Origin of the sequence: Pseudomonas uvaldensis (assembly GCF_021271205.1) — a bacterium.
GTDB classification, from domain to species: Bacteria; Pseudomonadota; Gammaproteobacteria; order Pseudomonadales; family Pseudomonadaceae; genus Aquipseudomonas; species Aquipseudomonas uvaldensis.
Window position 1 is genome coordinate 169,325 of the sequence record NZ_JAIWKS010000010.1, and the last position, 24,206, is coordinate 193,530.

Annotated in this window: 20 protein-coding genes; 17 read left to right on the plus strand and 3 right to left on the minus strand. The window is 61.6% G+C overall.

Going from position 1 to position 24,206, the window contains the following annotated elements; genetic code table 11:
* Nucleotides 1-200: 200 nt before the first annotated feature.
* From LCU97_RS21705 to LCU97_RS21790, 17 genes are all read left to right on the plus strand, one after another.
* A complete protein-coding gene (locus LCU97_RS21705; RefSeq protein ID WP_232777730.1) occupies nt 201-962 on the plus strand; it encodes a secretin N-terminal domain-containing protein in 762 nt (253 codons plus the stop codon).
* A 494-nt stretch (nt 963-1,456) separates the two neighbouring features.
* Nucleotides 1,457-2,782 (plus strand): isocitrate lyase, encoded by a 1,326-nt coding sequence (aceA, locus tag LCU97_RS21710; RefSeq protein WP_053157817.1) that lies wholly within the window; start codon nt 1,457-1,459, stop codon nt 2,780-2,782.
* A gap of 569 nt (nt 2,783-3,351) precedes the next feature.
* The gene (locus tag LCU97_RS21715; protein WP_003180067.1) at nt 3,352-3,765 is read left to right on the plus strand and encodes an NADH-quinone oxidoreductase subunit A; all 414 of its coding nucleotides are present in this window, start codon (nt 3,352-3,354) and stop codon (nt 3,763-3,765) included.
* A gap of 10 nt (nt 3,766-3,775) precedes the next feature.
* Nucleotides 3,776-4,450, plus strand: coding sequence for a NuoB/complex I 20 kDa subunit family protein (locus tag LCU97_RS21720; protein ID WP_053157820.1), 675 nt, complete (start codon nt 3,776-3,778; stop codon nt 4,448-4,450).
* 71 nt (nt 4,451-4,521) lie between these two features.
* A complete protein-coding gene (nuoC, locus tag LCU97_RS21725) occupies nt 4,522-6,306 on the plus strand; it encodes an NADH-quinone oxidoreductase subunit C/D (RefSeq protein WP_053157823.1) in 1,785 nt (594 codons plus the stop codon).
* A 2-nt stretch (nt 6,307-6,308) separates the two neighbouring features.
* Nucleotides 6,309-6,806, plus strand: coding sequence for an NADH-quinone oxidoreductase subunit NuoE (gene nuoE, locus LCU97_RS21730; protein WP_053157826.1), 498 nt, complete (start codon nt 6,309-6,311; stop codon nt 6,804-6,806).
* Nucleotides 6,803-8,161, plus strand: a complete 1,359-nt coding sequence (gene nuoF / locus LCU97_RS21735; protein ID WP_053157829.1) for an NADH-quinone oxidoreductase subunit NuoF — start codon at nt 6,803-6,805, stop codon at nt 8,159-8,161. Before nuoE ends, nuoF begins: the two co-directional genes overlap by 4 nt.
* Nucleotides 8,162-8,299: 138 nt before the next feature.
* Nucleotides 8,300-11,014: an NADH-quinone oxidoreductase subunit NuoG gene (gene nuoG, locus LCU97_RS21740; RefSeq protein ID WP_053157832.1), complete on the plus strand. Its 2,715-nt coding sequence runs from the start codon at nt 8,300-8,302 to the stop codon at nt 11,012-11,014.
* Nucleotides 11,011-12,018, plus strand: coding sequence for an NADH-quinone oxidoreductase subunit NuoH (gene nuoH, locus LCU97_RS21745; protein ID WP_053157834.1), 1,008 nt, complete (start codon nt 11,011-11,013; stop codon nt 12,016-12,018). Before nuoG ends, nuoH begins: the two co-directional genes overlap by 4 nt.
* An 11-nt stretch (nt 12,019-12,029) precedes the next feature.
* Nucleotides 12,030-12,578, plus strand: coding sequence for an NADH-quinone oxidoreductase subunit NuoI (gene nuoI / locus LCU97_RS21750; protein ID WP_024779320.1), 549 nt, complete (start codon nt 12,030-12,032; stop codon nt 12,576-12,578).
* Between the two features lie 9 nt (nt 12,579-12,587).
* The gene (gene nuoJ, locus LCU97_RS21755; RefSeq protein WP_053157837.1) at nt 12,588-13,088 is read left to right on the plus strand and encodes an NADH-quinone oxidoreductase subunit J; all 501 of its coding nucleotides are present in this window, start codon (nt 12,588-12,590) and stop codon (nt 13,086-13,088) included.
* Between the two features lie 4 nt (nt 13,089-13,092).
* On the plus strand, nt 13,093-13,401 hold the full coding sequence (gene nuoK, locus LCU97_RS21760; RefSeq protein ID WP_003180046.1) for an NADH-quinone oxidoreductase subunit NuoK: 309 nt from the start codon (nt 13,093-13,095) through the stop codon (nt 13,399-13,401).
* Complete coding sequence (nuoL, locus tag LCU97_RS21765; protein WP_053157840.1) at nt 13,398-15,251, plus strand: NADH-quinone oxidoreductase subunit L; 1,854 nt, start codon at nt 13,398-13,400, stop codon at nt 15,249-15,251. Before nuoK ends, nuoL begins: the two co-directional genes overlap by 4 nt.
* Nucleotides 15,252-15,290: 39 nt before the next feature.
* Entirely contained in the window at nt 15,291-16,823 is a 1,533-nt protein-coding gene (gene nuoM / locus LCU97_RS21770; protein WP_053157843.1) for an NADH-quinone oxidoreductase subunit M, read from the plus strand.
* A 7-nt stretch (nt 16,824-16,830) separates the two neighbouring features.
* On the plus strand, nt 16,831-18,294 hold the full coding sequence (gene nuoN / locus LCU97_RS21775; protein WP_053157846.1) for an NADH-quinone oxidoreductase subunit NuoN: 1,464 nt from the start codon (nt 16,831-16,833) through the stop codon (nt 18,292-18,294).
* 212 nt (nt 18,295-18,506) lie between these two features.
* Nucleotides 18,507-19,613: an NAD(P)/FAD-dependent oxidoreductase gene (locus LCU97_RS21780; protein WP_232777731.1), complete on the plus strand. Its 1,107-nt coding sequence runs from the start codon at nt 18,507-18,509 to the stop codon at nt 19,611-19,613.
* 339 nt (nt 19,614-19,952) lie between these two features.
* Entirely contained in the window at nt 19,953-20,429 is a 477-nt protein-coding gene (locus LCU97_RS21790; protein ID WP_053157852.1) for a hemerythrin domain-containing protein, read from the plus strand.
* A gap of 56 nt (nt 20,430-20,485) precedes the next feature.
* Here LCU97_RS21790 and LCU97_RS21795 read toward each other — a convergent pair whose 3' ends face one another.
* The 3 genes from LCU97_RS21795 to LCU97_RS21805 form a co-directional block, all read right to left on the minus strand.
* On the minus strand, nt 20,486-21,367 hold the full coding sequence (locus LCU97_RS21795) for a LysR family transcriptional regulator (protein ID WP_232777732.1): 882 nt from the start codon (nt 21,365-21,367) through the stop codon (nt 20,486-20,488).
* Between the two features lie 111 nt (nt 21,368-21,478).
* The gene (ycaC, locus tag LCU97_RS21800; protein WP_053157858.1) at nt 21,479-22,108 is read right to left on the minus strand and encodes an isochorismate family cysteine hydrolase YcaC; all 630 of its coding nucleotides are present in this window, start codon (nt 22,106-22,108) and stop codon (nt 21,479-21,481) included.
* Nucleotides 22,109-22,252: 144 nt separating this feature from the next.
* Complete coding sequence (locus LCU97_RS21805; protein WP_053158860.1) at nt 22,253-24,091, minus strand: amidohydrolase; 1,839 nt, start codon at nt 24,089-24,091, stop codon at nt 22,253-22,255.
* Nucleotides 24,092-24,206: the final 115 nt, after the last annotated feature.

A 24,206-nucleotide genomic window follows, 5' to 3' on the forward strand; every position in this document is an offset into this window, starting at 1 on the left:
GGGTCTGGGCCATGCACGAACGCCGTGTGCTACACAGGCCTCATGTGGGAGCGAGTCTGCTCGCGATGAGGCCCTCCGAGCCACCCCAAAACGCCCCGCCATCTACCGATGCCGGGGCGTTTTGCCGTCTATCATTCAACTTGCCCCACCCGGAGCCGACAAACTGGCAATATCAAGCCTTTGTCTCGCGGAGAAATGGAATGTCCTTACGCACCCTCCTGGCTACCCTGCTGCTTGGCTGCAGTCTGTCGGTGATGGCCGACACGCAGATCGTGCCACTGAACTACCGCACCAGCGCCGACCTGCTGCCAGTGGCGCAGAATTTCATCGGCAAGGACGGCCAGGTCAGCGCCTACGGCAACCAACTGATCGTTAACGCCGACCCGGGCAAAATCGAAGAACTGCGGCAATTCCTCGCCCAGTTGGACACCGCGCCCAAGCGCCTGCTGATTACCGTCGACACCAACGAAAACAACCTGCAGGGCGACCAGGGCTATTCCATCAACGGCGCCGCCCCGAGCCAGACCCGCATCATCAATCGCAGCACGGCCAGTCGTGACGGTGGCGTGCAACAGGTTCAAGCCAGTGAAGGCCAGCCGGCGCTGATTCAGGTCGGCCAGAGCGTGCCGTTCACCAGCAGCCAGACCGACAATTACGGGCGCATGCAAAGCCAGACCGAATACCGCAATGTCACCCAAGGTTTTTATGTCACCGCCAGCGTCACCGGCGAGACCGTTCATCTCAGTATCAGTACCAACCGTGACCGCATGAGCCAGGAACGTCCCGATGTAGTGAACGTGCAAAGTACCGACACAACTGTCAGCGGCCGGCTGGGCGAATGGATCACCCTGGCCGGCGTGAATCGCCAGACCCAAGCTGACAAACAGGGCCTGACCCGCAGCTACTCGACCCAAGGCCGCGATGACATGATTCTGCGGGTCAAGGTCGATACCCTGAACTGAAGCATCAAAAACTGACTGATGAGTCGTATTAGACCAAAGATGTAGTGCTTGAAAAATAGCACTACAAAATGTTTGACGAGCCAAAAAACCGAAGGCATGATGGCCTCGCTCCCGCTAATCAGGGGCCCTGGCAAGGGCCTTCGGGTCGACGCTTGCACCTACCCCGCGAGCCGATTCGTGTCTGTACCGCCCACAAGGTGTGTTTGACGAGGTTGCGACTGGAACGAAGTTGTCCCGAGGGACGGAAGCGTAACTAGGTAACCCGGCATCACTCTGAGTTCACATGAAGGCCCACGACGCCCGAATGCGCCCGCAGTTCGCCTGTACCTGCTCACTTTCTCCTCGAGCCCATCGTTCATCCCGTCGCCTCCCCGCCTGAACCGACTTGTGCGCCCGGCCCCCTGGCCAGCGAGCAGCCTTTTTCGCCAATGACTGGCGAAGCGGCAGGAGCAGGAATTTTTCCACCCCAGACCTATGCGACGAGGTTTATCTCCATGGCACTGACACGCGAACAGCAAATTGCAGCCCTTGAAAAAGACTGGGCTGAGAACCCACGCTGGAAAGGCGTGAAGCGCAATTATTCCGCTGCTGACGTCGTCCGTCTGCGTGGCTCGGTCCAACCCGAGCACACCTTTGCGAAGATGGGCGCCGAGAAGCTCTGGAACCTGGTGACCCAGGGCGCCAAGCCAGCCTTCCGTCCCGAGAAAGATTTCGTCAACTGCATGGGCGCCCTGACCGGCGGCCAGGCTGTACAGCAAGTCAAGGCCGGCATCCAGGCGATCTACCTGTCGGGCTGGCAAGTGGCCGCGGACAACAACTCCGCCGAGTCGATGTACCCCGACCAGTCGCTGTACCCGGTGGATTCGGTTCCTACCGTGGTCAAGCGCATCAACAACGCGTTCCGTCGCGCCGACCAGATCCAATGGAAAGCCGGCAAGAACCCGGGCGATGAAGGCTACATCGACTACTTCGCGCCAATCGTGGCTGACGCCGAAGCCGGTTTCGGCGGCGTGCTGAATGCCTACGAACTGATGAAAAGCATGATCGAAGCAGGCGCCGCCGGCGTTCACTTCGAAGACCAACTGGCTTCGGTGAAGAAATGCGGTCACATGGGTGGCAAGGTATTGGTACCGACCCAGGAAGCCGTGCAGAAGCTGACCGCTGCCCGCCTGGCGGCCGACGTCGCTGGCGTTCCGACCATCATCCTGGCCCGCACCGACGCCAACGCCGCCGACCTGCTGACCTCCGACTGCGATCCGTACGACCAGCCGTTCGTGACCGGCACCCGCACCCAGGAAGGCTTCTATAAAGTGCGCGCCGGCCTCGACCAGGCCATCGCCCGCGGCCTGGCCTACGCGCCATACGCCGACCTGATCTGGTGCGAAACCGCCAAGCCGGACCTGGAGGAGGCGCGTCGCTTCGCCGAAGCGATCAAGAAGGAATACCCGGACCAGATCCTGTCGTACAACTGCTCGCCTTCCTTCAACTGGAAGAAAAACCTGGACGACGCGACCATCGCCAAGTTCCAGCGCGAACTGTCCGCCATGGGCTACAAGCATCAGTTCATCACCCTGGCTGGCATCCACAACATGTGGCACAGCATGTTCAACCTGGCGCACGACTACGCCCGCAACGACATGACCGCCTACGTGAAGCTGCAAGAGCAGGAATTCGCCGACGCCGCCAAAGGCTACACCTTCGTGGCTCACCAGCAGGAAGTGGGCACCGGTTACTTCGACGACATGACCACTGTGATCCAGGGTGGCGCTTCGTCTGTGACCGCGCTGACCGGCTCCACCGAAGAAGAGCAGTTCCACTGATCCATGGATAAACGGCTCTTGCGGACCGAATGAAAAAAGCTGACTGCAAGGCCGACGATCTGAAGCCCCGACTGGTTCGGGGCTTTTTTTCGCCTAGGCTTTGAAGGGCAACCTGAATCCTCTATGGGGGGCGGGCAAGCCTGCTCGCACCAGAATCGAAAGACCTTGAGAAAAATTGATCGAACGCAGTATCGGGTAGTCTGAAAAAGAGTAAAAAGGCCGGCGCTGACAACTGCAGCCTTTGTCATGTAAGGCAAGTTTCCGACTGTCGAAGGAAACAATCGAGAAAATGCCCTACAAACAATAATAATTATCATTTGAAAGGCATTTTCATTATTACCCGTCGCCTGGATATACCGATCAACAAATGGCCGGCGCCCCACAGGAGCAGGCCTTCGAGGCCCTTGGAGAGGTGTGATGTCCTTATTCCAATAAATAATTTCGCTATCGAATTTTACTTGCCCGGTGTTTAGCCATAAAATCACCGCGATTGATTGCTGCGACATATCGTCACTGCGTTATTTCTTTTCAAGCTCAGAGACCTTTGCTCTCTGTTAAGGATTTCCAGCATGCCCGAAGCGACAGGACTCATGGCCCACAACTGGGGCTTTGCCATTTTCCTTCTGGGTGTCGTCGGCCTGTGTGCCTTCATGCTCGGCGTCTCCAGCCTCCTCGGGTCACGAGCCTGGGGCCGCAGCAAAAACGAACCGTTCGAGTCCGGCATGCTACCTACCGGTGGCGCCCGCTTGCGGCTCTCAGCCAAATTCTATCTGGTCGCGATGCTTTTCGTGATCTTCGATATCGAAGCCCTCTTTCTCTTTGCCTGGTCTGTGTCCGTCCGCGAAAGCGGCTGGACCGGATTTGTCGAAGCTCTCGTTTTCATAGCAATTCTGTTGGCAGGTCTTGTCTACCTTTACCGGGTGGGGGCACTTGATTGGGCTCCGGAAGCTCGGCGCAAGCGGCAAGCGAAGCTGAAACAATGAGGCTTTGGCAATGCAATACAATCTCACCAGGATCGACCCGGATGCTCCTAACGAGCAGTACCCGATTGGCGAAAGGGAAACCGTCGCCGATCCGTTAGAGGATCAAGTCCACAAGAATATCTTCATGGGCAAGCTCGAAGACGTGCTGAACAGCACGGTCAACTGGGGTCGCAAGAACTCCCTGTGGCCGTACAACTTCGGCCTTTCGTGCTGCTACGTGGAAATGACCACCGCCTTCACGGCGCCCCACGACATCGCGCGCTTCGGCGCCGAAGTCATCCGGGCATCGCCGCGCCAGGCGGACTTCATGGTTATCGCCGGTACGCCGTTCCTGAAGATGGCCCCCATCATCCAGCGCCTGTATGAGCAGATGCTGGAACCCAAGTGGGTCATTTCCATGGGCGCCTGTGCCAACTCCGGTGGCATGTATGACATCTATTCCGTGGTCCAGGGCGTCGACAAGTTCCTGCCCGTGGATGTCTACGTGCCCGGCTGCCCACCTCGTCCCGAAGCGTTCCTGCAAGGCTTGATGCTGTTGCAGGAATCCATCGGACAGGAACGTCGCCCGCTTTCCTGGGTCGTCGGTGACCAAGGCGTCTATCGCGCCGACATGCCGTCGACAAAAGCCGAGCGCCGCGAACAGCGAATCGCAGTCACCAACCTGCGCAGCCCCGACGAAGTCTGATCCAGCTCTGTTCCGTCAAGAAACGAGAAACTGGCTTCATTCTTTACGTTGACCGAAAGCGATAAATAACCATGACTACAGGCAGTGCTCTGTACATCCCGCCTTACAAGGCAGACGACCAGGATGTGGTCGTCGAACTGAATAACCGTTTTGGCCCCGAGGCGTTCACCGCCCAGGCAACCCGCACCGGCATGCCGGTGCTTTGGGTCGCCCGCGAGAAGCTTGTCGAAGTCCTGACCTTCCTGCGCAACCTGCCCAAGCCCTACGTCATGCTCTATGACCTGCACGGCGTGGACGAGCGTTTGCGAACCAAGCGTCACGGGCTGCCAAGCGGCGTCGATTTCACCGTGTTCTACCACCTGCTGTCGGTGGAACGTAATAGTGACGTAATGATCAAGGTCGCCTTGTCCGAGAACGACCTCAGCGTGCCGTCCGTGACCAGCATCTGGCCGAACGCCAACTGGTACGAGCGTGAAGTCTGGGACATGTTCGGCATCGACTTCCCCGGCCACCCGCACCTGACGCGCATCATGATGCCGCCGACCTGGGAAGGTCACCCGCTGCGCAAGGACTTCCCTGCCCGCGCCACTGAATTCGACCCGTTCAGCCTGTCCCTGGCCAAGCAACAGCTCGAGGAAGAAGCCGCGCGCTTCAAGCCCGAAGACTGGGGCATGAAGCGCTCCGGGGCGAACGAGGACTACATGTTCCTCAACCTCGGCCCGAACCACCCTTCTGCCCACGGTGCGTTCCGGATCATCCTGCAACTGGACGGCGAAGAGATCGTCGACTGCGTCCCGGACATCGGCTACCACCACCGTGGCGCCGAGAAGATGGGCGAGCGTCAGTCCTGGCACAGCTACATCCCGTACACCGACCGTATCGACTACCTCGGCGGGGTGATGAACAACCTGCCGTACGTACTCTCGGTCGAGAAGCTGGCCGGTATCACCGTACCGGACCGGGTCAACGTGATCCGCATCATGATGGCCGAGTTCTTCCGTATCACCAGCCACCTGCTGTTCCTGGGTACCTATATCCAGGACGTCGGCGCCATGACCCCGGTGTTCTTCACGTTCACCGACCGCCAGCGGGCCTACACGGTGATCGAAGCCATTACCGGTTTCCGTCTGCATCCGGCCTGGTACCGCATCGGCGGCGTCGCCCACGACCTGCCACGCGGCTGGGAAAAACTGGTCAAGGACTTCGTCGAATGGATGCCCAAGCGCCTGGACGAATATACCAAGGCTGCCCTGCAGAACAGCATCCTCAAGGGCCGGACCATCGGCGTGGCCGCCTACAACACCAAGGAAGCCCTGGAATGGGGCGTCACAGGTGCAGGCCTGCGTTCCACCGGCTGCGATTTCGACCTGCGCAAGGCGCGTCCTTACTCCGGCTACGAAAACTTCGAATTCGAAGTACCGCTGGCGGCCAACGGCGATGCCTATGACCGCTGCATGGTTCGCGTCGAGGAAATGCGCCAGAGCGTCAAGATCATCGAGCAGTGCATGCGCAACATGCCGGAAGGCCCGTACAAGGCGGACCACCCGCTGACCACGCCGCCGCCCAAGGAACGCACGCTGCAACACATCGAGACCCTGATCACGCACTTCCTGCAGGTTTCGTGGGGCCCGGTCATGCCGGCCAACGAATCCTTCCAGATGATCGAAGCGACCAAGGGCATCAACAGTTATTACCTGACGAGCGACGGCGGCACCATGAGCTACCGCACCCGGATCCGTACTCCAAGCTATCCGCACCTGCAGCAGATCCCTTCGGTGATCAAAGGCAGCATGGTCGCGGACTTGATTGCGTACCTGGGTAGTATCGATTTCGTTATGGCCGACGTGGACCGCTAAGCATGAACAGCACGCTTATCCAGACAGACCGTTTCGCCCTGAGCGAAACCGAGCGCTCGGCCATCGAGCACGAGCTGCATCACTACGAAGACCCGCGCGCGGCGTCGATCGAAGCCTTGAAAATCGTTCAGAAGGAACGTGGCTGGGTGCCAGATGGCGCGCTCTACGCCATCGGCGAAATTCTCGGCATCCCGGCGAGCGACGTCGAAGGCGTCGCAACCTTCTACAGCCAGATTTTCCGCCAACCAGTGGGCCGCCATATCATTCGCGTCTGCGACAGCATGGTCTGCTACATCGGTGGCCACGAGTCCGTGGTCAGTGAGATCCAGAGCAAGCTGGGCATCGGCCTCGGCCAGACCACCGCCGACGGCCGCTTCACCCTGCTGCCGGTGTGCTGCCTGGGCAACTGCGACAAGGCCCCGGCGCTGATGATCGACGACGACACCTTTGGTGACGTCAAGCCGGATGGCGTCGCCAAACTGCTGGAGGGCTACGTATGACCCTGACTTCCTTCGGGCCCGCCAACCGCATCCAGCGCTCGGCCGAAACCCATCCCCTGACCTGGCGTCTGCGTGACGACGGCGAACCGGTGTGGCTGGACGAGTACCAGGCCAAGAATGGCTACGCCGCTGCGCGCAAGGCGTTCACCCAGATGGCCCAGGACGATATCGTCCAGACCGTGAAGGACTCCGGCCTCAAGGGTCGCGGCGGTGCGGGCTTCCCCACTGGCGTGAAATGGGGCCTGATGCCCAAGGACGAGTCCATCAACATCCGCTATCTGCTGTGCAACGCGGACGAAATGGAGCCCAACACCTGGAAAGACCGGATGCTGATGGAGCAACTGCCCCATCTGCTGATCGAAGGCATGCTCATCAGTGCCCGTGCGCTGAAGACCTACCGTGGCTACATCTTCCTGCGCGGCGAATACACCACCGCTGCCCGGCACCTGAACCGTGCCGTGGAAGAAGCCAAGGCCGCCGGCCTTTTGGGCAAGAACATCCTCGGTTCGGGTTTTGATTTCGAACTGTTCGTGCACACCGGCGCCGGACGTTATATCTGCGGTGAAGAAACCGCACTGATCAACTCCCTGGAAGGCCGTCGCGCCAACCCGCGCTCCAAGCCGCCCTTCCCCGCTGCCGTCGGCGTGTGGGGCAAGCCGACTTGCGTGAACAACGTCGAGACCCTGTGCAACGTGCCGGCGATCATCGCCGACGGTGTTGACTGGTACAAATCCCTGGCCCGCGACGGCAGTGAAGACATGGGCACCAAGCTCATGGGCTTCTCCGGCAAGGTCAAGAATCCAGGCCTGTGGGAGCTGCCTTTCGGCGTCACCGGTCGCGAGCTGTTCGAAGACTATGCCGGCGGCATGCGAGACGGCTACAAGCTCAAGTGCTGGCAGCCTGGCGGCGCCGGTACCGGCTTCCTGTTGCCCGAACACCTCGACGCCCAGATGTACGCCGGCGGCATCGCCAAGGTCGGCACCCGTATGGGGACCGGCCTGGCGATGGCGGTGGACGACAGCATCAGCATGGTCTCGCTGCTGCGCAACATGGAAGAGTTTTTCGCCCGTGAGTCGTGTGGTTTCTGCACCCCTTGCCGCGATGGCCTGCCCTGGAGCGTCAAGCTGCTGCGGGCCCTCGAAAAAGGCGAAGGCCAGGCCGGCGACATCGAGACCCTGCTGGGTCTGGTGGGTTTCCTCGGCCCAGGCAAGACCTTCTGTGCTCACGCACCGGGTGCCGTGGAGCCATTGGGCAGCGCAATCAAATATTTCCGCCCTGAATTCGAGGCCGGCATCGCGCCCACCCGCGCGGGCGACCTCAATCAGGTGGTCACGCCGACCATGGTCGGCGCGTAACAACGCTTAAAAAAGGCGAAGGGTCCGTGCCCTTCGCCTTTCGTCCGATGACGCCTCAGAGGCTGTTTGGATTCGGACGAACCACAAGATTCCATTAGCCACGCCCGCTGACACCGGGCCAACGAAGAACTTTGAACCATGGCCACTATCCACGTAGACGGCAAAGCGCTCGAAGTCGATGGGGCAGACAACCTGTTACAGGCATGTCTGTCGCTAGGCCTCGACATTCCTTATTTCTGCTGGCACCCCGCGCTTGGTAGCGTCGGGGCCTGCCGCCAGTGCGCAGTCAAGCAATACACCGACGAGAACGACACCCGTGGTCGCATCGTCATGTCCTGCATGACCCCTGCCACCGACAACACCTGGATCTCCATCGACGATGAAGAGTCCAAGGCCTTCCGTGCCAGTGTCGTCGAATGGCTGATGACCAACCACCCGCACGACTGCCCGGTCTGCGAGGAAGGCGGTCACTGCCATCTGCAAGACATGACGGTGATGACCGGCCACAACGAGCGCCGTTATCGCTTCAAGAAGCGCACCCACCAGAACCAGCACCTGGGCCCGTTCATTTCCCACGAAATGAACCGCTGCATCGCCTGCTACCGCTGCGTGCGTTTCTACAAGGACTACGCCGGCGGCACCGACCTGGGCGTGTTCGGCGCCCACGACAACGTGTACTTCGGTCGCGTTGAAGACGGCACCCTGGAAAGCGAATTCTCCGGCAACCTCACCGAGGTCTGCCCGACCGGTGTGTTCACCGACAAGACCCACTCCGAGCGCTACAACCGCAAGTGGGACATGCAGTTTGCGCCAAGCATCTGCCATGGCTGCTCCAGCGGTTGCAACATTTCCCCAGGCGAGCGCTACGGTGAACTGCGTCGCATCGAAAACCGCTACAACGGCTCGGTCAACCAGTATTTCCTCTGCGACCGTGGCCGTTTCGGCTATGGCTACGTCAACCGCAAGGATCGCCCTCGCCAGCCGCTGCTGGCCAACGGCACCAAGCTGAGCCTGGACGAAGCCCTGGACAAGGCCGCAGATCTGCTGCGCGGCCGCAACATCGTCGGCATCGGCTCGCCCCGGGCCAGCCTGGAAAGCAACTACGCACTGCGTGAACTGGTGGGCGCCGAGCACTTCTACAGTGGCATCGAAGCCGGTGAGCTGGAACGCATCCGCCTGGTGCTGGACGTGCTCAATAACAGCCCGCTGCCCGTACCGACGATGCGTGACATCGAAGACCACGACGCGGTGTTCGTCCTTGGCGAAGACCTGACCCAGACCGCCGCCCGCATGGCCTTGGCCCTGCGCCAGTCAGTCAAGGGCAAGGCCGAAGACATGGCCGACGCGATGCGCGTCCAGCCGTGGCTCGACGCCGCCGTGAAAAACATCGGTCAACATGAGCTGAACCCGCTGTTCATCGCCAGCCTCGCCGAAACCAAGCTCGACGACGTGGCCGAGGAATGCGTCCACGCCGCTCCGGACGACCTGGCCCGTATCGGCTTTGCCGTGGCTCACGCCCTGGACGCCAGCGCCCCGGCCGTCGACGGCCTGGACAGCGAAGCGGCCGCCCTGGTGCAACGCATCGCCGACGCCCTGCTGGCGGCCAAGCGCCCATTGATCATCGCAGGCACCTCGTTGGGTTCCAAGGCGCTGATCGAAGCCGCCGCCAACATCGCCAAGGCCTTGAAGCTGCGCGAGAAGAACGGTTCCATCAGCCTGGTCGTGCCGGAAGCCAACAGCCTTGGCCTGGCCATGCTCGGTGGCGAATCGGTCGATGCCGCGCTGCAAGCGGTGATCGACGGTAGCGCCGACGCCATCGTGGTACTGGAAAACGACCTGTACACCCGCACCGACAAGGCCCGCGTCGACGCGGCCCTGAGCGCGGCGAAAACCGTGATCGTCGCCGACCATCAGAAAACCGCTACCACCGACCGCGCCCACCTGGTGCTGCCAGCGGCGAGCTTCGCCGAAGGCGACGGTACCCTGGTCAGCCAGGAAGGTCGCGCCCAGCGCTTCTTCCAGGTCTTCGACCCGCAATATCTGGACGCCAGCATCCTGGTCCACGAAGGCTGGCGCTGGCTGCACGCCCTGCGCGCCACCCTGCTGAACCAGCCGATCGACTGGACGCAACTGGACCATGTCACCGCTGCCGTGGCCTCGAGCACCGCGCAACTGGCCGGCATCGTCGACGCGGCACCGTCCGCCGCGTTCCGCATCAAGGGCTTGAAGCTGGCCCGTGAACCGCTGCGCTACTCCGGTCGCACCGCGATGCGCGCCAACATCAGCGTTCACGAACCGCGCACCCCGCAAGACCAGGACACCGCGTTCGCCTTCTCCATGGAAGGCTACTCGGGCTCCGCCGAACCGCGCTCGCAAGTGCCGTTCGCCTGGTCGCCGGGCTGGAACTCGCCCCAGGCCTGGAACAAGTTCCAGGATGAAGTCGGTGGTCACCTGCGTGCTGGCGATCCGGGCACCCGTCTGATCGAAAGCCAGGGCGATGGCCTGAGCTGGTTCGCCAGCGTGCCGCGCGCCTTCAACCCGGCGCCGGGCACCTGGCAGGTCGTGCCGTTCCATCACCTGTTCGGCAGCGAAGAGAACTCTTCCAAGGCCGCGCCGGTACAGGAACGCATTCCGGCCGCCTATGTGTCGCTGGCCAAATCCGAAGCCGATCGCCTGGGCGTCAACGACGGTGCCCTGCTGAGCCTGAACGTGGCCGGCCAGACCCTGCGTCTGCCGCTGCGCATCAATGAGCAGTTGGGCGCTGGCCTGGTGGCCCTGCCGGCCGGCCTGGCGGGTATCCCGCCGGCGGTGTTCGGCAAAACCGTCGACGGTCTGCAGGAGGCAGCGCAATGAGTTGGTTCACCCCTGAAGTGATCGACGTGATCCTGACGGTCCTCAAGGCCATCGTGATCCTGCTGGCCGTGGTGGTCACAGGCGCCTTGCTGAGCTTCGTCGAACGGCGCCTGCTGGGCTGGTGGCAGGACCGCTACGGTCCGAACCGCGTGGGCCCGTACGGCATGTTCCAGATCGCCGCCGACATGGTCAAAATGTTCTTCAAGGAAGACTGGACGCCGCCGTTTGCCGACAAGGTGATCTTCACCCTGGCACCGGTCGTGGCCATGAGCGCCTTGCTGATCGCCTTCGCGATCATCCCGATCACCCCGACCTGGGGTGTGGCGGACCTGAACATCGGCCTGCTGTTCTTCTTCGCCATGGCCGGCCTTTCGGTGTACGCGGTGCTGTTCGCCGGTTGGTCGAGCAACAACAAGTTCGCCCTGCTGGGCAGCCTGCGGGCCTCGGCCCAGACCGTGTCCTACGAAGTGTTCATGGGCCTGGCCCTGATGGGCGTCGTGATCCAGGCCGGTTCGTTCAACATGCGCGACATCGTCGAGTACCAGGCCCAGAACCTGTGGTTCATCATTCCGCAGTTCTTCGGCTTTTGCACCTTCTTCATCGCTGGCGTGGCCGTGACACACCGTCACCCCTTCGACCAGCCGGAAGCGGAGCAGGAACTGGCCGACGGCTACCACATCGAATATGCCGGCATGAAATGGGGCATGTTCTTCGTCGGTGAGTACATCGGTATCGTCCTGATCTCGGCACTGCTAGTCACGCTGTTCTTCGGCGGCTGGCACGGTCCGTTCGACATCCTGCCGCAACTGTCCTTCGTGTGGTTCGCCCTGAAAACCGCGTTCTTCATCATGCTGTTCGTCCTGCTGCGCGCTTCGATCCCGCGCCCACGCTACGACCAGGTGATGGACTTCAGTTGGAAATTCTGCCTGCCGCTGACCCTGATCAACATGCTGGTGACCGCTGCGATCGTGTTGTTGAACACGCCTGCGGCCGCGGTTCAGTGAGGATTTGACCCATGTTCAAATATATTGGCGACATCGTTAAGGGTACCGGTACCCAACTGCGAAGCCTGGTCATGATCTTCGGCCATGGCTTTCGCAAGCGCGACACCCTGCAATACCCGGAAGAGCCGGTTTACCTGGCGCCACGCTACCGCGGCCGCATCGTCCTGACCCGTGACCCCGACGGCGAAGAGCGCTGCGTGGCCTGCAACCTGTGCGCCGTGGCGTGCCCGGTGGGCTGCATCTCGCTGCAGAAAGCTGAAACCGAAGACGGTCGCTGGTACCCGGACTTCTTCCGCATAAACTTCTCGCGCTGCATTTTCTGCGGCCTCTGCGAGGAAGCCTGCCCGACCACCGCGATCCAGCTCACGCCGGATTTCGAAATGGCGGATTTCAAACGTCAGGACCTGGTGTACGAGAAAGAAGACTTGCTGATTTCCGGTCCCGGTAAAAACCCTGATTACAACTTCTATCGTGTTGCAGGTATGGCCATTGCCGGGAAGCCGAAAGGTGCCGCGCAAAACGAAGCCGAGCCGATCAACGTGAAGAGCTTGCTGCCTTAAGGAAGAAAGATGGAATTCGCTTTCTATTTCGCATCGGGTATTGCTGTGGTCTCCACGCTTCGCGTGGTCACCAACACCAACCCCATCCATGCCCTGCTCTACCTGATCATTTCGCTCATCGCCGTGGCCATGACTTTCTTCGCCCTCGGCGCGCCGTTTGCCGGTGCCCTGGAAGTGATCGCCTACGCTGGCGCCATCATGGTGCTGTTCGTGTTCGTGGTGATGATGTTGAACCTGGGCCCGGCCTCGGTCCAGCAGGAGCGCAACTGGCTCAAGCCCGGCATCTGGGCGGGACCGGTGATTCTCGCCGCCCTGCTGCTGGGTGAACTGCTGTATGTGCTGTTCGCTCACCAGAGCGGCCAGGGCATCGGCCAAACCACCGTAGGCGCCAAGGCCGTGGGCATCAGCCTGTTCGGTCCGTACCTGTTGGTGGTCGAACTCGCCTCGATGCTGCTGCTTGCCGCAGCCGTCACGGCGTTCCATTTGGGCCGTAACGAGGCGAAGGAGTAATCACATGCCTGCTATCCCTCTCGAGCATGGTCTGGCGGTTGCCGGCATCCTGTTCTGCCTCGGTCTGGTCGGCCTGATGGTCCGCCGCAACATTCTGTTCGTGCTGATGAGCCTGGAGGTCATGATGAATGCCTCCGCCCTGGCCTTCATCGTTGCGGGCGCCCGCTGGGCCCAGCCGGATGGACAGATCATGTTCATCCTGGTGATCAGCCTGGCAGCCGCCGAGGCCAGTATCGGCCTGGCGATCCTGTTGCAGCTGTACCGCCGCTTCCACACTCTCGATATCGACGCTGCCAGCGAGATGCGCGGATGAACCTACTCTTTCTGACTTTCGTATTTCCTCTCATCGGTTTCCTGCTGCTGTCGTTCTCCCGTGGACGCTGGTCGGAAAACCTCTCGGCGCTGGTTGGCGTCGGTTCCATCGGTCTGTCCGCCATTGTCGCGGCCTACGTGATCTGGCAATTCAACGTCGCGCCACCTGAAGGCGGCGCGTATGCCCAGGTGCTGTGGCAGTGGATGGCGGTGGAAGGCTTCAAGCCGAGCTTCACCCTGTACCTGGACGGCCTGTCGGTCACCATGCTGGGCGTGGTGGTCGGCGTGGGTTTCCTGATCCACCTGTTCGCTTCCTGGTACATGCGCGGCGAAGCCGGTTACTCGCGTTTCTTCGCCTACACCAACCTGTTCATCGCCAGCATGCTGTTCCTGGTGCTCGGCGATAACCTGTTGTTCGTGTACTTCGGCTGGGAAGGCGTGGGCCTGTGCTCGTACCTGTTGATCGGTTTCTACTACAGCAACCGCAACAACGGTAACGCGGCACTGAAAGCGTTCATCGTGACCCGGATCGGCGACGTGTTCATGGCCATCGGCCTGTTCATCCTGTTCCAGCAACTGGGCACGCTGAACATCCAGGAACTGCTGGTGCGTGCGCCCGAGCACTTCAAGGCCGGTGACTTCTGGATCGTCCTGGCGACCCTGATGCTGCTGGGCGGTGCCGTCGGTAAATCCGCGCAACTGCCGCTGCAGACCTGGTTGGCGGACGCAATGGCCGGTCCTACGCCGGTTTCGGCGCTGATCCACGCGGCCACCATGGTCACCGCGGGCGTCTACCTGATCGCCCGTACCCATGGCCTGTTCGCCCTGGCGCCGGACATCCTGCACCTGGTGGGCATCGTCGGTGGCGTGACCCTGGTACTGGCCGGCTTTGCCGCCCTGGTGCAGACCGACATCAAGCGGATCCTCGCCTACTCGACCATGAGCCAGATCGGCTACATGTTCCTAGCCTTGGGCGTCGGCGCCTGGGAAGGCGCGATCTTCCACCTGATGACCCACGCGTTCTTCAAGGCCCTGCTGTTCCTGGCCTCCGGTGCAGTGATCGTGGCCTGCCACCACGAACAGAACATCTTCAAAATGGGCGGCCTGTGGAAGAAGCTGCCACTGGCCTACGCCAGCTTCATCGTCGGCGGCGCGGCCCTGGCGGCCCTGCCACTGGTGACCGCCGGCTTCTACTCCAAGGACGAGATCCTCTGGGAAGCGTTCGCCAGCGGCAACCAGGGGCTGCTCTACGCAGGCCTGGTGGGTGCGTTCATGACCTCGCTGTACACCTTCCGCCTGATCTTCATCGCGTTCCATGGTGAAGCCAAGACCGAAGCCCACGCCGGCCACGGAATCGCCCATTGGCTGCCACTGTCGGTGCTGATCGTGCTGTCGACTTTCGTCGGCGCAATGATCACCCCACCGCTGCACGGCGTGCTGCCGCAAAGCGTCGGCCATGCCGGCGGCGAAGCCAAGCACAGCCTGGAAATCGCCTCGGGCGCCATCGCCCTGGCCGGTATCCTGCTGTCCGCCCTGCTGTTCCTGGGCAAGCGTCGTTTCGTCACCGCCATCGCCAACAGCGGCCTCGGCCGTGTCCTTTCGGCCTGGTGGTTCGCCGCCTGGGGCTTCGACTGGATCTACGACAAACTGTTCGTCAAGCCATACCTTGCGATCAGCCACATTCTGCGCAAAGACCCGCTCGACCAGACCATTGGCCTGATCCCGCGCATGGCCAAGGGCGGCCACACTGCCCTGAGCCGTACCGAGACCGGTCAATTGCGTTGGTATGCGGCTTCCATGGCGGCTGGCGCCGTGCTGGTTATCGGCGCCATCGTGCTGGTAGCGGTCTGATATGAACCTTGCGAACTTGCGAAAGGAAACGAGCCCGTCATGATTCTGCCCTGGCTAATCCTGATCCCCTTTATCGGCGGCCTGTTGTGCTGGATCGCGGAGCGCTCCAGCTCCACGCTCCCGCGCTGGATTGCGCTGCTGACCATGTCCCTGGAACTCGCACTCGGCCTCTGGCTGTGGGCGACCGGCGACTATTCGTTGGCCCCTGCCCCGGGTGCCAATCCGACCTGGGCGCTTGAATTCAAGCACCTGTGGATCGAGCGCTTCGGCATCAGCGTGCACCTGGCCCTCGACGGCCTGTCGCTGCTGATGATCCTGCTGACCGGCCTGCTGGGTATCCTCTCGGTCCTCTGCTCCTGGAAAGAGATCCAGCGCCACGTCGGCTTCTTCCACCTGAACCTGATGTGGATCCTGGGCGGTGTCGTCGGCGTGTTCCTGGCGCTGGACCTGTTCATGTTCTTCTTCTTCTGGGAAATGATGCTGGTGCCGATGTACTTCCTCATCGCGCTCTGGGGTCACAGCTCGGCGGACGGCAAGAAAACCCGGATCTACGCGGCGACCAAGTTCTTCATCTTCACCCAGGCTTCCGGCCTGATCATGCTGGTGGCGATCCTCGGTCTGGTACTGGTCAACTTCAACAACACCGGCGTGATTACCTTCAACTACGCCGACCTGTTGAAAGTGCAGATGTCGCGCACCACCGAGTACGTGCTGATGCTGGGCTTCTTCATCGCCTTCGCGGTGAAGCTGCCGGTCGTGCCGCTGCACTCCTGGCTGCCGGACGCCCACGCCCAGGCACCGACCGCGGGTTCCGTGGACCTGGCCGGTATCCTGCTCAAGACCGCGGCCTATGGCCTGCTGCGCTTCGCCTTGCCGATGTTCCCCAACGCCTCGGCCGAGTTCGCGCCGATCGCCATGACCCTGGGCCTGATCGGGATCTTCTACGGTGCCTTCCTGGCGTTCGCCCAGACCGACATCAAGCGTCTGATCGCCTTCTCCAGCGTCTCGCACATGGGCTTCGTGCTGATCGGCATCTACTCCGGCAGCCAGTTGGCCCTGCAAGGCGCGGTGATCCAGATGCTGGCCCACGGCCTGTCGGCAGCGGCGCTGTTTATCCTCAGTGGCCAGTTGTACGAACGCCTGCACACCCGCGACATGCGTGAGATGGGTGGCGTGTGGTCGCGCATCGCTTACCTGCCGGCCATCAGCCTGTTCTTCGCAGCCGCTTCCCTGGGCTTGCCGGGTACCGGCAACTTCGTCGGCGAGTTCCTGATCCTGATCGGTACCTTCGTCAGTTCGCCATGGATCATCGCTATCGCCACCTCTGGCCTGGTGTTTGGTTCGGTCTACTCGCTGATCATGATCCACCGCGCCTACTTCGGCCCGTCCAAGTCGGACGAAGTGCTGCGTGGCATGGACGGTCGCGAACTGATCATGGTGCTCGGCCTTGCGGTGCTGCTGATTTACCTCGGCGTTTACCCGCAACCGTTCCTCGACACCTCTGCCGCCACGATGCATGGCGTGCAGCAGTGGCTCGGCACCGCCTTCTCTCAACTCGCTTCGGCCCGGTAAGAGCGCTATGGAATTCACGATTCAACACTTTATCGCGCTTGCGCCGCTGTTGATCACCAGCGCCACGATCCTCGTGGTGATGCTGGCGATCGCCTGGCGCCGCAATCACTCCCAGACTTTCCTGCTGTCGGTGGCGGGGTTGAACCTGGCCTTACTGTCAATCCTGCCGGCCCTGAAAGTCGCTCCATTGGCGGTCACCCCGCTGATCCAGATCGACAGTTTCGCCTGCCTGTACATGGCGCTGATCCTCGTCGCCACCCTCGCCTGCGTCACCCTCGCCCATGCCTACCTCGGTGATGGCGGTTCGGGTTACCCGGGCAACCGCGAAGAACTGTACCTGCTGATCCTGATGGCTGCCGCCGGTGGCCTGGTCCTGGTCGGCGCCCAGCACCTGGCGAGCCTGTTCATCGGTCTGGAACTGCTGTCGGTGCCGGTCTATGGCCTGGTGGCCTACGCCTTCTTCAACAAGCGCTCCCTGGAAGCCGGCATCAAATACATGGTGTTGTCGGCGGCCGGTTCCGCGTTCCTGTTGTTCGGTATGGCGTTGCTGTACGCAGAGGCCGGCACCCTGAACTTCGTCGGCATTGGCCAGGCCCTGGCGGCCACTGGCCTGCCTAGCCCGATTGCGCAACTGGGCCTGGGCATGATGCTGATCGGCCTGGCGTTCAAACTGTCGCTGGTGCCCTTCCACCTCTGGACCCCGGACGTCTACGAAGGCGCCCCGGCGCCGGTGGCGGCATTCCTCGCCACCGCGTCGAAAGTGGCAGTGTTCGCGGTGATGGTGCGACTGTTCCAGATCTCGCCAGTGGCCAGCAGCGGTGTGTTGAGCAACGTACTGACCCTCATCGCCATTGCGTCGATCCTGTTCGGTAACCTGCTGGCACTGACCCAGAGCAACCTCAAGCGTCTGTTGGGTTATTCGTCCATCGCCCACTTCGGTTACCTGCTGATTGCCCTGATCGCCAGCAAAGGCCTGGCCGTGGAAGCCATCGGCGTGTACCTGGTCACCTACGTGATCACCAGCCTCGGCGCCTTCGGCGTGATCACCCTGATGTCCTCGCCGTACAACGGCCGCGACGCCGATGCCCTGTATGAGTACCGTGGTCTGTTCTGGCGCCGTCCGTACCTGACTGCCGTGCTGACCGTGATGATGCTGTCCCTGGCCGGCATCCCGCTGACCGCCGGCTTCATCGGTAAGTTCTACATCATCGCCACCGGCGTCGAGGCCCACCAATGGTGGCTGGTCGGCTCCCTGGTGCTGGGCAGTGCCATCGGCGTGTTCTACTACCTGCGTGTCATGGTCACCCTGTACCTGATGGAACCGAACCTGCGTCGTCACGATGCCGAGCTGCACTGGGAACAAAAGGCAGGCGGCGTGATGCTGCTGGCCATCGCCGTACTGGCGTTCTTCCTCGGTGTGTATCCGCAGCCGTTGCTGACCCTGGTCCAACAGGCTGGCCTGACGGGCTGATTGCCCAAACGGTGTAGTTGAAAAACCCGTATCGCGAGATGCGGGTTTTTTTATGGCTGGATGTTTGGTCGTTCGCACATGAATTGCTGAGGGGCGAGAGCCCACTTATCACATCCACTTGGTTGACACTCTGTCTTCGCGAGCAAGCCCGCTCCCACATAGGGGTCGGTGTATTCTTTCGAGAGCTGTTTGGGAGATCCGAGGAGAATGAGTTGAACGTCGATGTGGAATGCGTAGTGGTCGGCGCGGGCGTTGTCGGCCTTGCCGTGGCGCGGGAAATGGCCCTCGCCGGTCATGAAGTGCTGCTGATCGAAGCCGGCGCGGCCATTGGCACAGGGATCAGTTCACGTAACTCCGAGGTGATCCACGCGGGCATCTACTACCCACCGGGCAGCCTAAAGGCGCAGTTGTGCGTCGAGGGGCGGCGTAGGCTGTACGCTTATTGTGAAATCCACGGCGTAGAGACCCGCCGCCTCGGCAAGTTGATCGTCGCCCGGGATCAGGCACAAGTGGCAGGCCTGAAGGCATTGCTTGAACGCGGCTTGGCCAATGGGGTGGACGACCTGCGCCTGCTCGACCAGAAACAGGCGCAGGCTCTGGAACCGGCGCTGGCCTGCGTCGCCGCCGTGTATTCGCCCTCCACCGGGATCGTGGACTCTCATGCCCTGATGCTGGCCTTGCAAGGCGATGCCGAAGCGGCCGGAGCGAATGTCGTGTTCCACGCACCGTTGTTGCGGGCCAGCATCCACGTCGGGTACTTCATGCTGGAAGTGGGTGGAGCGGCACCGATGAGCTTGACCTGCCGCCAACTGATCAACGCGGCAGGCCTCCAGGCCCCGGCCCTTGCCCGCTGCATGGAAGGGGTGCCACCCCCATCGGTGCCCGATGACTATTTATGCAAGGGTAATTACTTCAGCCTTGCCGGACGCGCGCCCTTCCGGCACTTGATTTACCCTGCCCCGGAAGCCGCCGGCCTGGGCATTCACATGACGCTGGACCTGGCGGGCCAGGCTCGCTTCGGCCCTGATGTGGAATGGGTCGAGCGGGAGGATTACCGGGTTGATCCGGCCCGGGCCGAGTCTTTTTACCCGGCGATCCGCGACTACTGGCCCGGCCTGCCGGACCAGTGCCTGCAACCGGCCTATAGTGGGATCCGTCCGAAAATTTCCGGCCCCGGCGATCCCGCCCGCGACTTCCTCATCAGTGCAGAAACCGAGCACCGGGTGCCCGGTCTGATCAACCTGTTCGGCATCGAATCGCCGGGGCTGACGTCTTGCCTGGCGATGGCTGGACGGGTACGGCAATTACTCGACAACTGACACGGAGTCTTCACGAGCCTGCACACACCCTGAATCCTCTGTGGGAGCGGGCTTGCTCGCGAATGCAGACGGACATCCAACATCTTCGTCGACTGACACACCGCTTTCGCGAGCAAGCCCGCTCCCACAAAGGGGGTTGGTCGGGGCAGCGCAAAGTGCAAGGCGCTTTACCCCCTCTTCATGCAGGCTGCACGATGATGAAAATGGCGTAGCTTTCAACTCATTGTTTTAAAAGGATTTAATAGCTCCGTCTGGCTGGCACGACCGATGCAATCCTTGGTTAACGCGACGTCGGCGCTTGAAGCCGGCTCGTAACCGTGAATTGCCGAGGAGCTGTATATGAACGCCATCGATCTGTTGAAAGCCGACCACGAACGCGTCAAGGGCATCCTTGCCCAGTTGAGCGAATCCACTGAACGCGGCATCAAAAAACGCACTGACCTGTTGGCGAAACTGGAAATGGAAGTGTCCATCCATACCCGTCTGGAGGAAGAAATCCTCTATCCGGCCTTCAAGCAAGTGGGTGGCAAGGATGAGGCCGAGATGTACTACGAGGCCAAGGAAGAGCATCGCACCGTCGATTCGCTGGTGCTGCCGGACCTGAAGGCCACCGACCCTTCCCAACCGGAATTCGCAGGTCGAGTGAAGGTGGTCAAGGAACTGCTTGAACACCATATCGAAGAAGAAGAAAAAGAAATGTTCCCTCAAGCGAAAAAACTGTTGGGCAAAGCCAGGCTGGACGCCTTGGGTGAACAGATGGAAACCATGAAAGCGCAGTACAAGAAAGAACTGAGCAGCGCAAACCTCGCTGCCTGATCGAGTACTGAGAATGCTTCAGCCGTCATTTGGACGGCTGAATGCGTTCCGGCTTGCTACTGCTGCATGTGTTCGCGCAGGAACTCAATCAACGCCTGCACAGGACGCGAACTTTGTCGATGCTGCGGATAAACCGCCGAGAGTGTCAGCGGCGCAGTTTCGAAGCCCTCGAGTACCTGGACCAATCGTCCCTCCTTCAATGCATCCCCCAGGATAAACGTCGGCAGGTAGGTAATGCCCATGCCGGCGATGGCCGCATCCCGGAGCAGTTCACCGTTGTTGGCACGCATACGGCCGCCGACTTCCAGCACCAGCGGCTTGCCCCCTCCTGCGAATCGCCACTGCACCTGACGGCCGTGACCGTAAGGCAGGCAATCGTGCCCGCCCAAGTCTTCGGGCCGTGTGGGGTGGCCGTGTTTGGCGAGGTACGCCGGGCTGGCGCAGAATATCCGCTCGATACTGGCAATGCGTCGGGCGATCAGCGTTGAGTCCTCCAGCACGCCGATTCGCAGCGCGAGGTCATAGCCCTCGCCCAGCAAATCCACGGAGCGGTCGCTCAAGTCGACCTCCACGCTGACGTCCCGGTAGCGTTGCAGAAACAACGGCAACAGGCTCCCCAGGTGCGCCACGGCGAATGACAGTGGTGCGCTGACGCGAAGGGTGCCACGGGGTTCGCTGGTCTGGCCGCTGATGCCCTGCTCCACTTGCTCGATCTCACTGAGCAGGCGCAATGCCGCTTCGTAATAGCGCTGGCCGAGGGGCGTCACGTCCAGTCGCCGCGTCGAGCGATTGAGCAGGCGTACACCGAGTCGTTGCTCCAACTCCATGAGCTTGCGGCTGACGAACTGCTTGGACAGCCCCAACTTGTCCGCTGCGGCCGTGAAACTGCCCGATTCCATGACCTGGGCAAAAATGCGCATTTCTTCGAAGGGATTCATTGGAGATCCGCGGGTGGACAGTCGGGAATTCTATAAATAGATTCAGGTTTTTCGCCAGGCAAAAAGATGCCCGCACAAAAGGCGGGCATCCATTCAGCCAGGCAGCACAGCTTACTTGGCAGTCAGTGCCGCATAGCTGTTCATCAGGTTGCGGTAGTTCGGAATGCGCTGGGACAGCAGGTTGCCCAGGCCTTCGATGTCGTTGCGCCAGTCGCGGTGCAGCTCACAGGCCACCGAGAACCAGTTCATCATCTGCGCGCCGGCAGCGGTCATCCGTACCCAGGCGGCTTGCTGCACGGTTTCGTTGAAGGTGCCCGAGGCATCGGTGACAACGAACACATCGAAACCTTCGGCCAGGGCCGACAGGGTCGGGAATGCCACGCAGACGTCTGTCACCACGCCAGCAATGATCAGTTGCTTGCGACCGGTAGCCTTGATCGCCTTGACGAAGTCTTCGTTGTCCCAGGCATTGATCTGGCCTGGACGCGGGATATACGGCGCGTCCGGGAACATTTCCTTGAGTTCCGGCACGATCGGGCCGTTGGGGCCTTGTTCGAAGCTGGTGGTCAGGATGGTCGGCAGTTCGAAGAACTTCGCCAGGTCGGCCAGGGCCAGCACGTTGTTCTTGAACTCGTTGGGCGAGAAGTCCTGGACCAGGGAAATCAGGCCAGTCTGGTGATCGACCAGCAGGACGACTGCATCATCTTTGTTCAGGCGGTTGTAGACAGGGGCGTTGCTCATGGGATGACTCCTCAGTGTGGACGTTGTAAAACTTTGTGGGAGCGAGCCTGCTCGCGATGGCGGCGTGTCAGGCGACGGCGAAGCTGAATGTTCAGCCGCTTTCGCGAGCAAGCCCGCTCCCACAGGGGGAAATGTGTGTGTTAGTTAAAAGGCAAAGCAGGAACAGCCAAACGCGCCCCAGAAGCCCTGGAAATCACTGACCGGGACATTCGACAGCCGCGCTCGCTCATGGCTGTGGGAGTGCACGGCGCAAGGGCCGCTGCACTGGTGAACCTGGGCCTGCAGCGGTGAGGTCGGGCGCCAGTGCCCCGGAACCTTGACCACCGGCGACCAGTCCGGCAACACGGGAACGCTGGCCGGGCCGAGTTTTTCGAAGTCGCCGGCGGCGTACACCACTTTGCCGTCGACCACCGTCAGCACGGACTCGATCCACTTGATGGCTTCTTCCTCGACGCTGAAGAAGTCCGCGCTCAGGGCGGCCAGGTCCGCCAGTTGGCCGACCTTGATCTGGCCCTTCTTGCCCTGCTCGGAGGAGAACCAGGCGCTGCCATGGGTGAACAGTTCCAGCGCGGTCAGGCGCGGCAGGCCTTCTTCGTACAGCGACAGGCCGCCGACGGTGCGTCCGCTGACCATCCAGTACAGCGAGGTCCACGGGTTGTAGCTCGACACGCGGGTGGCGTCGGTGCCGGCGCCCACCGGCACGCCCTCGGCCAGCATGCGCTTGATCGGCGGCGTGGCTTCGGCAGCCTTGGCGCCGTAGCGGTCGACGAAATACTCGCCCTGGAACGCCATGCGGTCCTGGATTGCGATGCCGCCGCCCAGGGCCCGCACTCGCTCGATGTTCTTGGGCGTGATGGTCTCGGCGTGATCGAAGAACCAGGGCAGGCCGTTGAACGGAATGTCCCGGTTGACCTTCTCGAACACATCGAGCATGCGGCTGATGGATTCGTCATAGGTGGCATGCAGGCGGAACGGCCAGCGTTGCTCCACCAGATGGCGCACCACCGGCTCCAGGTCCTGTTCCATGCCGGGCGGCAGGTCCGGACGTGGTTCGAGGAAGTCCTCGAAATCCGCCGCCGAAAACACCAGCATTTCACCGGCGCCGTTGTGCCGCAGGAAGTCATCGCCCTGGTGCAGCTTGACGCTGCCGGTCCAGTTCTTGAAGTCGGTGAGTTCTTCCTTGGGCTTCTGGGTGAACAGGTTGTAGGCGATGCGCACCGTCAGTTGCTGTTCACGGGCCAACTGCTCGATGACCGCGTAATCGTCCGGATAATTCTGGAAACCACCGCCGGCGTCGATGGCGCTGGTCAGGCCCAGGCGATTGAGTTCACGCATGAATTGGCGTGTGGAATTGACCTGGTACTCCAGTGGCAGCTTCGGCCCCTTGGCGAGGGTCGAATACAGGATCATCGCGTTGGGCCGCGCCACCAGCATGCCGGTCGGCTCGCCGTTGCTGTCGCGCACGATTTCGCCGCCCGGCGGATTCGGGGTGTCGCGGGTATATCCGGCCACCCGCAGCGCGGCGCGATTGAGCAAGGCGCGGTCATACAAGTGCAGCACGAACACCGGGGTATCGGGGGCAGCCTGGTTGAGTTCTTCCAGGGTCGGCATGCGTTTTTCGGCAAACTGGAATTCGTTCCAGCCGCCCACCACCCGCACCCATTGCGGCGTCGGGGTGCGGTCGGCCTGGTCCTTGAGCATGCGCAAGGCATCGGCCAGGGACGGCACGCCTTCCCAGCGCAGTTCCAGGTTGTAGTTCAAACCACCACGGATCAGATGCAGGTGCGAGTCATTGAGGCCAGGGATGACCGTGCGGCCCTTGAGATCGATGACCTGGGTGCCGCTGCCACGCAACGCCATGGCCTCGGCATCGGTGCCCACGGCGACGAATTTGCCCTGGCTGATGGCAACGGCGCTGGCGCGAGGTTTCTCGCGGTCGACCGTATGGAATTGGCCATTGAACAGAATCAGATCGGCATTCATCGGATTTCCTTTTGAATGAGAAGAAGCAAGGGACAGGCGCGGCCAGAAAGCCGCCGCGGCACTGAGCAAGGACCCGGCGGCCAGTAACTGGCGGCGCAGCGGATCGGTCGGATCA

What these genes read in the sequence shown, in the direction of transcription:
- LCU97_RS21705 (WP_232777730.1), top strand. Translation starts at nt 201, where the DNA reads ATGTCCTTACGCACCCTCCTGGCTACCCTGCTGCTTGGCTGCAGTCTG.
- aceA (WP_053157817.1), top strand. Translation starts at nt 1,457, where the DNA reads ATGGCACTGACACGCGAACAGCAAATTGCAGCCCTTGAAAAAGACTGG.
- LCU97_RS21715 (WP_003180067.1), top strand. Translation starts at nt 3,352, where the DNA reads ATGCCCGAAGCGACAGGACTCATGGCCCACAACTGGGGCTTTGCCATT.
- LCU97_RS21720 (WP_053157820.1), top strand. Translation starts at nt 3,776, where the DNA reads ATGCAATACAATCTCACCAGGATCGACCCGGATGCTCCTAACGAGCAG.
- nuoC (WP_053157823.1), top strand. Translation starts at nt 4,522, where the DNA reads ATGACTACAGGCAGTGCTCTGTACATCCCGCCTTACAAGGCAGACGAC.
- nuoE (WP_053157826.1), top strand. Translation starts at nt 6,309, where the DNA reads ATGAACAGCACGCTTATCCAGACAGACCGTTTCGCCCTGAGCGAAACC.
- nuoF (WP_053157829.1), top strand. Translation starts at nt 6,803, where the DNA reads ATGACCCTGACTTCCTTCGGGCCCGCCAACCGCATCCAGCGCTCGGCC.
- nuoG (WP_053157832.1), top strand. Translation starts at nt 8,300, where the DNA reads ATGGCCACTATCCACGTAGACGGCAAAGCGCTCGAAGTCGATGGGGCA.
- nuoH (WP_053157834.1), top strand. Translation starts at nt 11,011, where the DNA reads ATGAGTTGGTTCACCCCTGAAGTGATCGACGTGATCCTGACGGTCCTC.
- nuoI (WP_024779320.1), top strand. Translation starts at nt 12,030, where the DNA reads ATGTTCAAATATATTGGCGACATCGTTAAGGGTACCGGTACCCAACTG.
- nuoJ (WP_053157837.1), top strand. Translation starts at nt 12,588, where the DNA reads ATGGAATTCGCTTTCTATTTCGCATCGGGTATTGCTGTGGTCTCCACG.
- nuoK (WP_003180046.1), top strand. Translation starts at nt 13,093, where the DNA reads ATGCCTGCTATCCCTCTCGAGCATGGTCTGGCGGTTGCCGGCATCCTG.
- nuoL (WP_053157840.1), top strand. Translation starts at nt 13,398, where the DNA reads ATGAACCTACTCTTTCTGACTTTCGTATTTCCTCTCATCGGTTTCCTG.
- nuoM (WP_053157843.1), top strand. Translation starts at nt 15,291, where the DNA reads ATGATTCTGCCCTGGCTAATCCTGATCCCCTTTATCGGCGGCCTGTTG.
- nuoN (WP_053157846.1), top strand. Translation starts at nt 16,831, where the DNA reads ATGGAATTCACGATTCAACACTTTATCGCGCTTGCGCCGCTGTTGATC.
- LCU97_RS21790 (WP_053157852.1), top strand. Translation starts at nt 19,953, where the DNA reads ATGAACGCCATCGATCTGTTGAAAGCCGACCACGAACGCGTCAAGGGC.
- LCU97_RS21795 (WP_232777732.1), bottom strand. Translation starts at nt 21,367, where the DNA reads ATGAATCCCTTCGAAGAAATGCGCATTTTTGCCCAGGTCATGGAATCG.
- ycaC (WP_053157858.1), bottom strand. Translation starts at nt 22,108, where the DNA reads ATGAGCAACGCCCCTGTCTACAACCGCCTGAACAAAGATGATGCAGTC.
- LCU97_RS21805 (WP_053158860.1), bottom strand. Translation starts at nt 24,091, where the DNA reads ATGAATGCCGATCTGATTCTGTTCAATGGCCAATTCCATACGGTCGAC.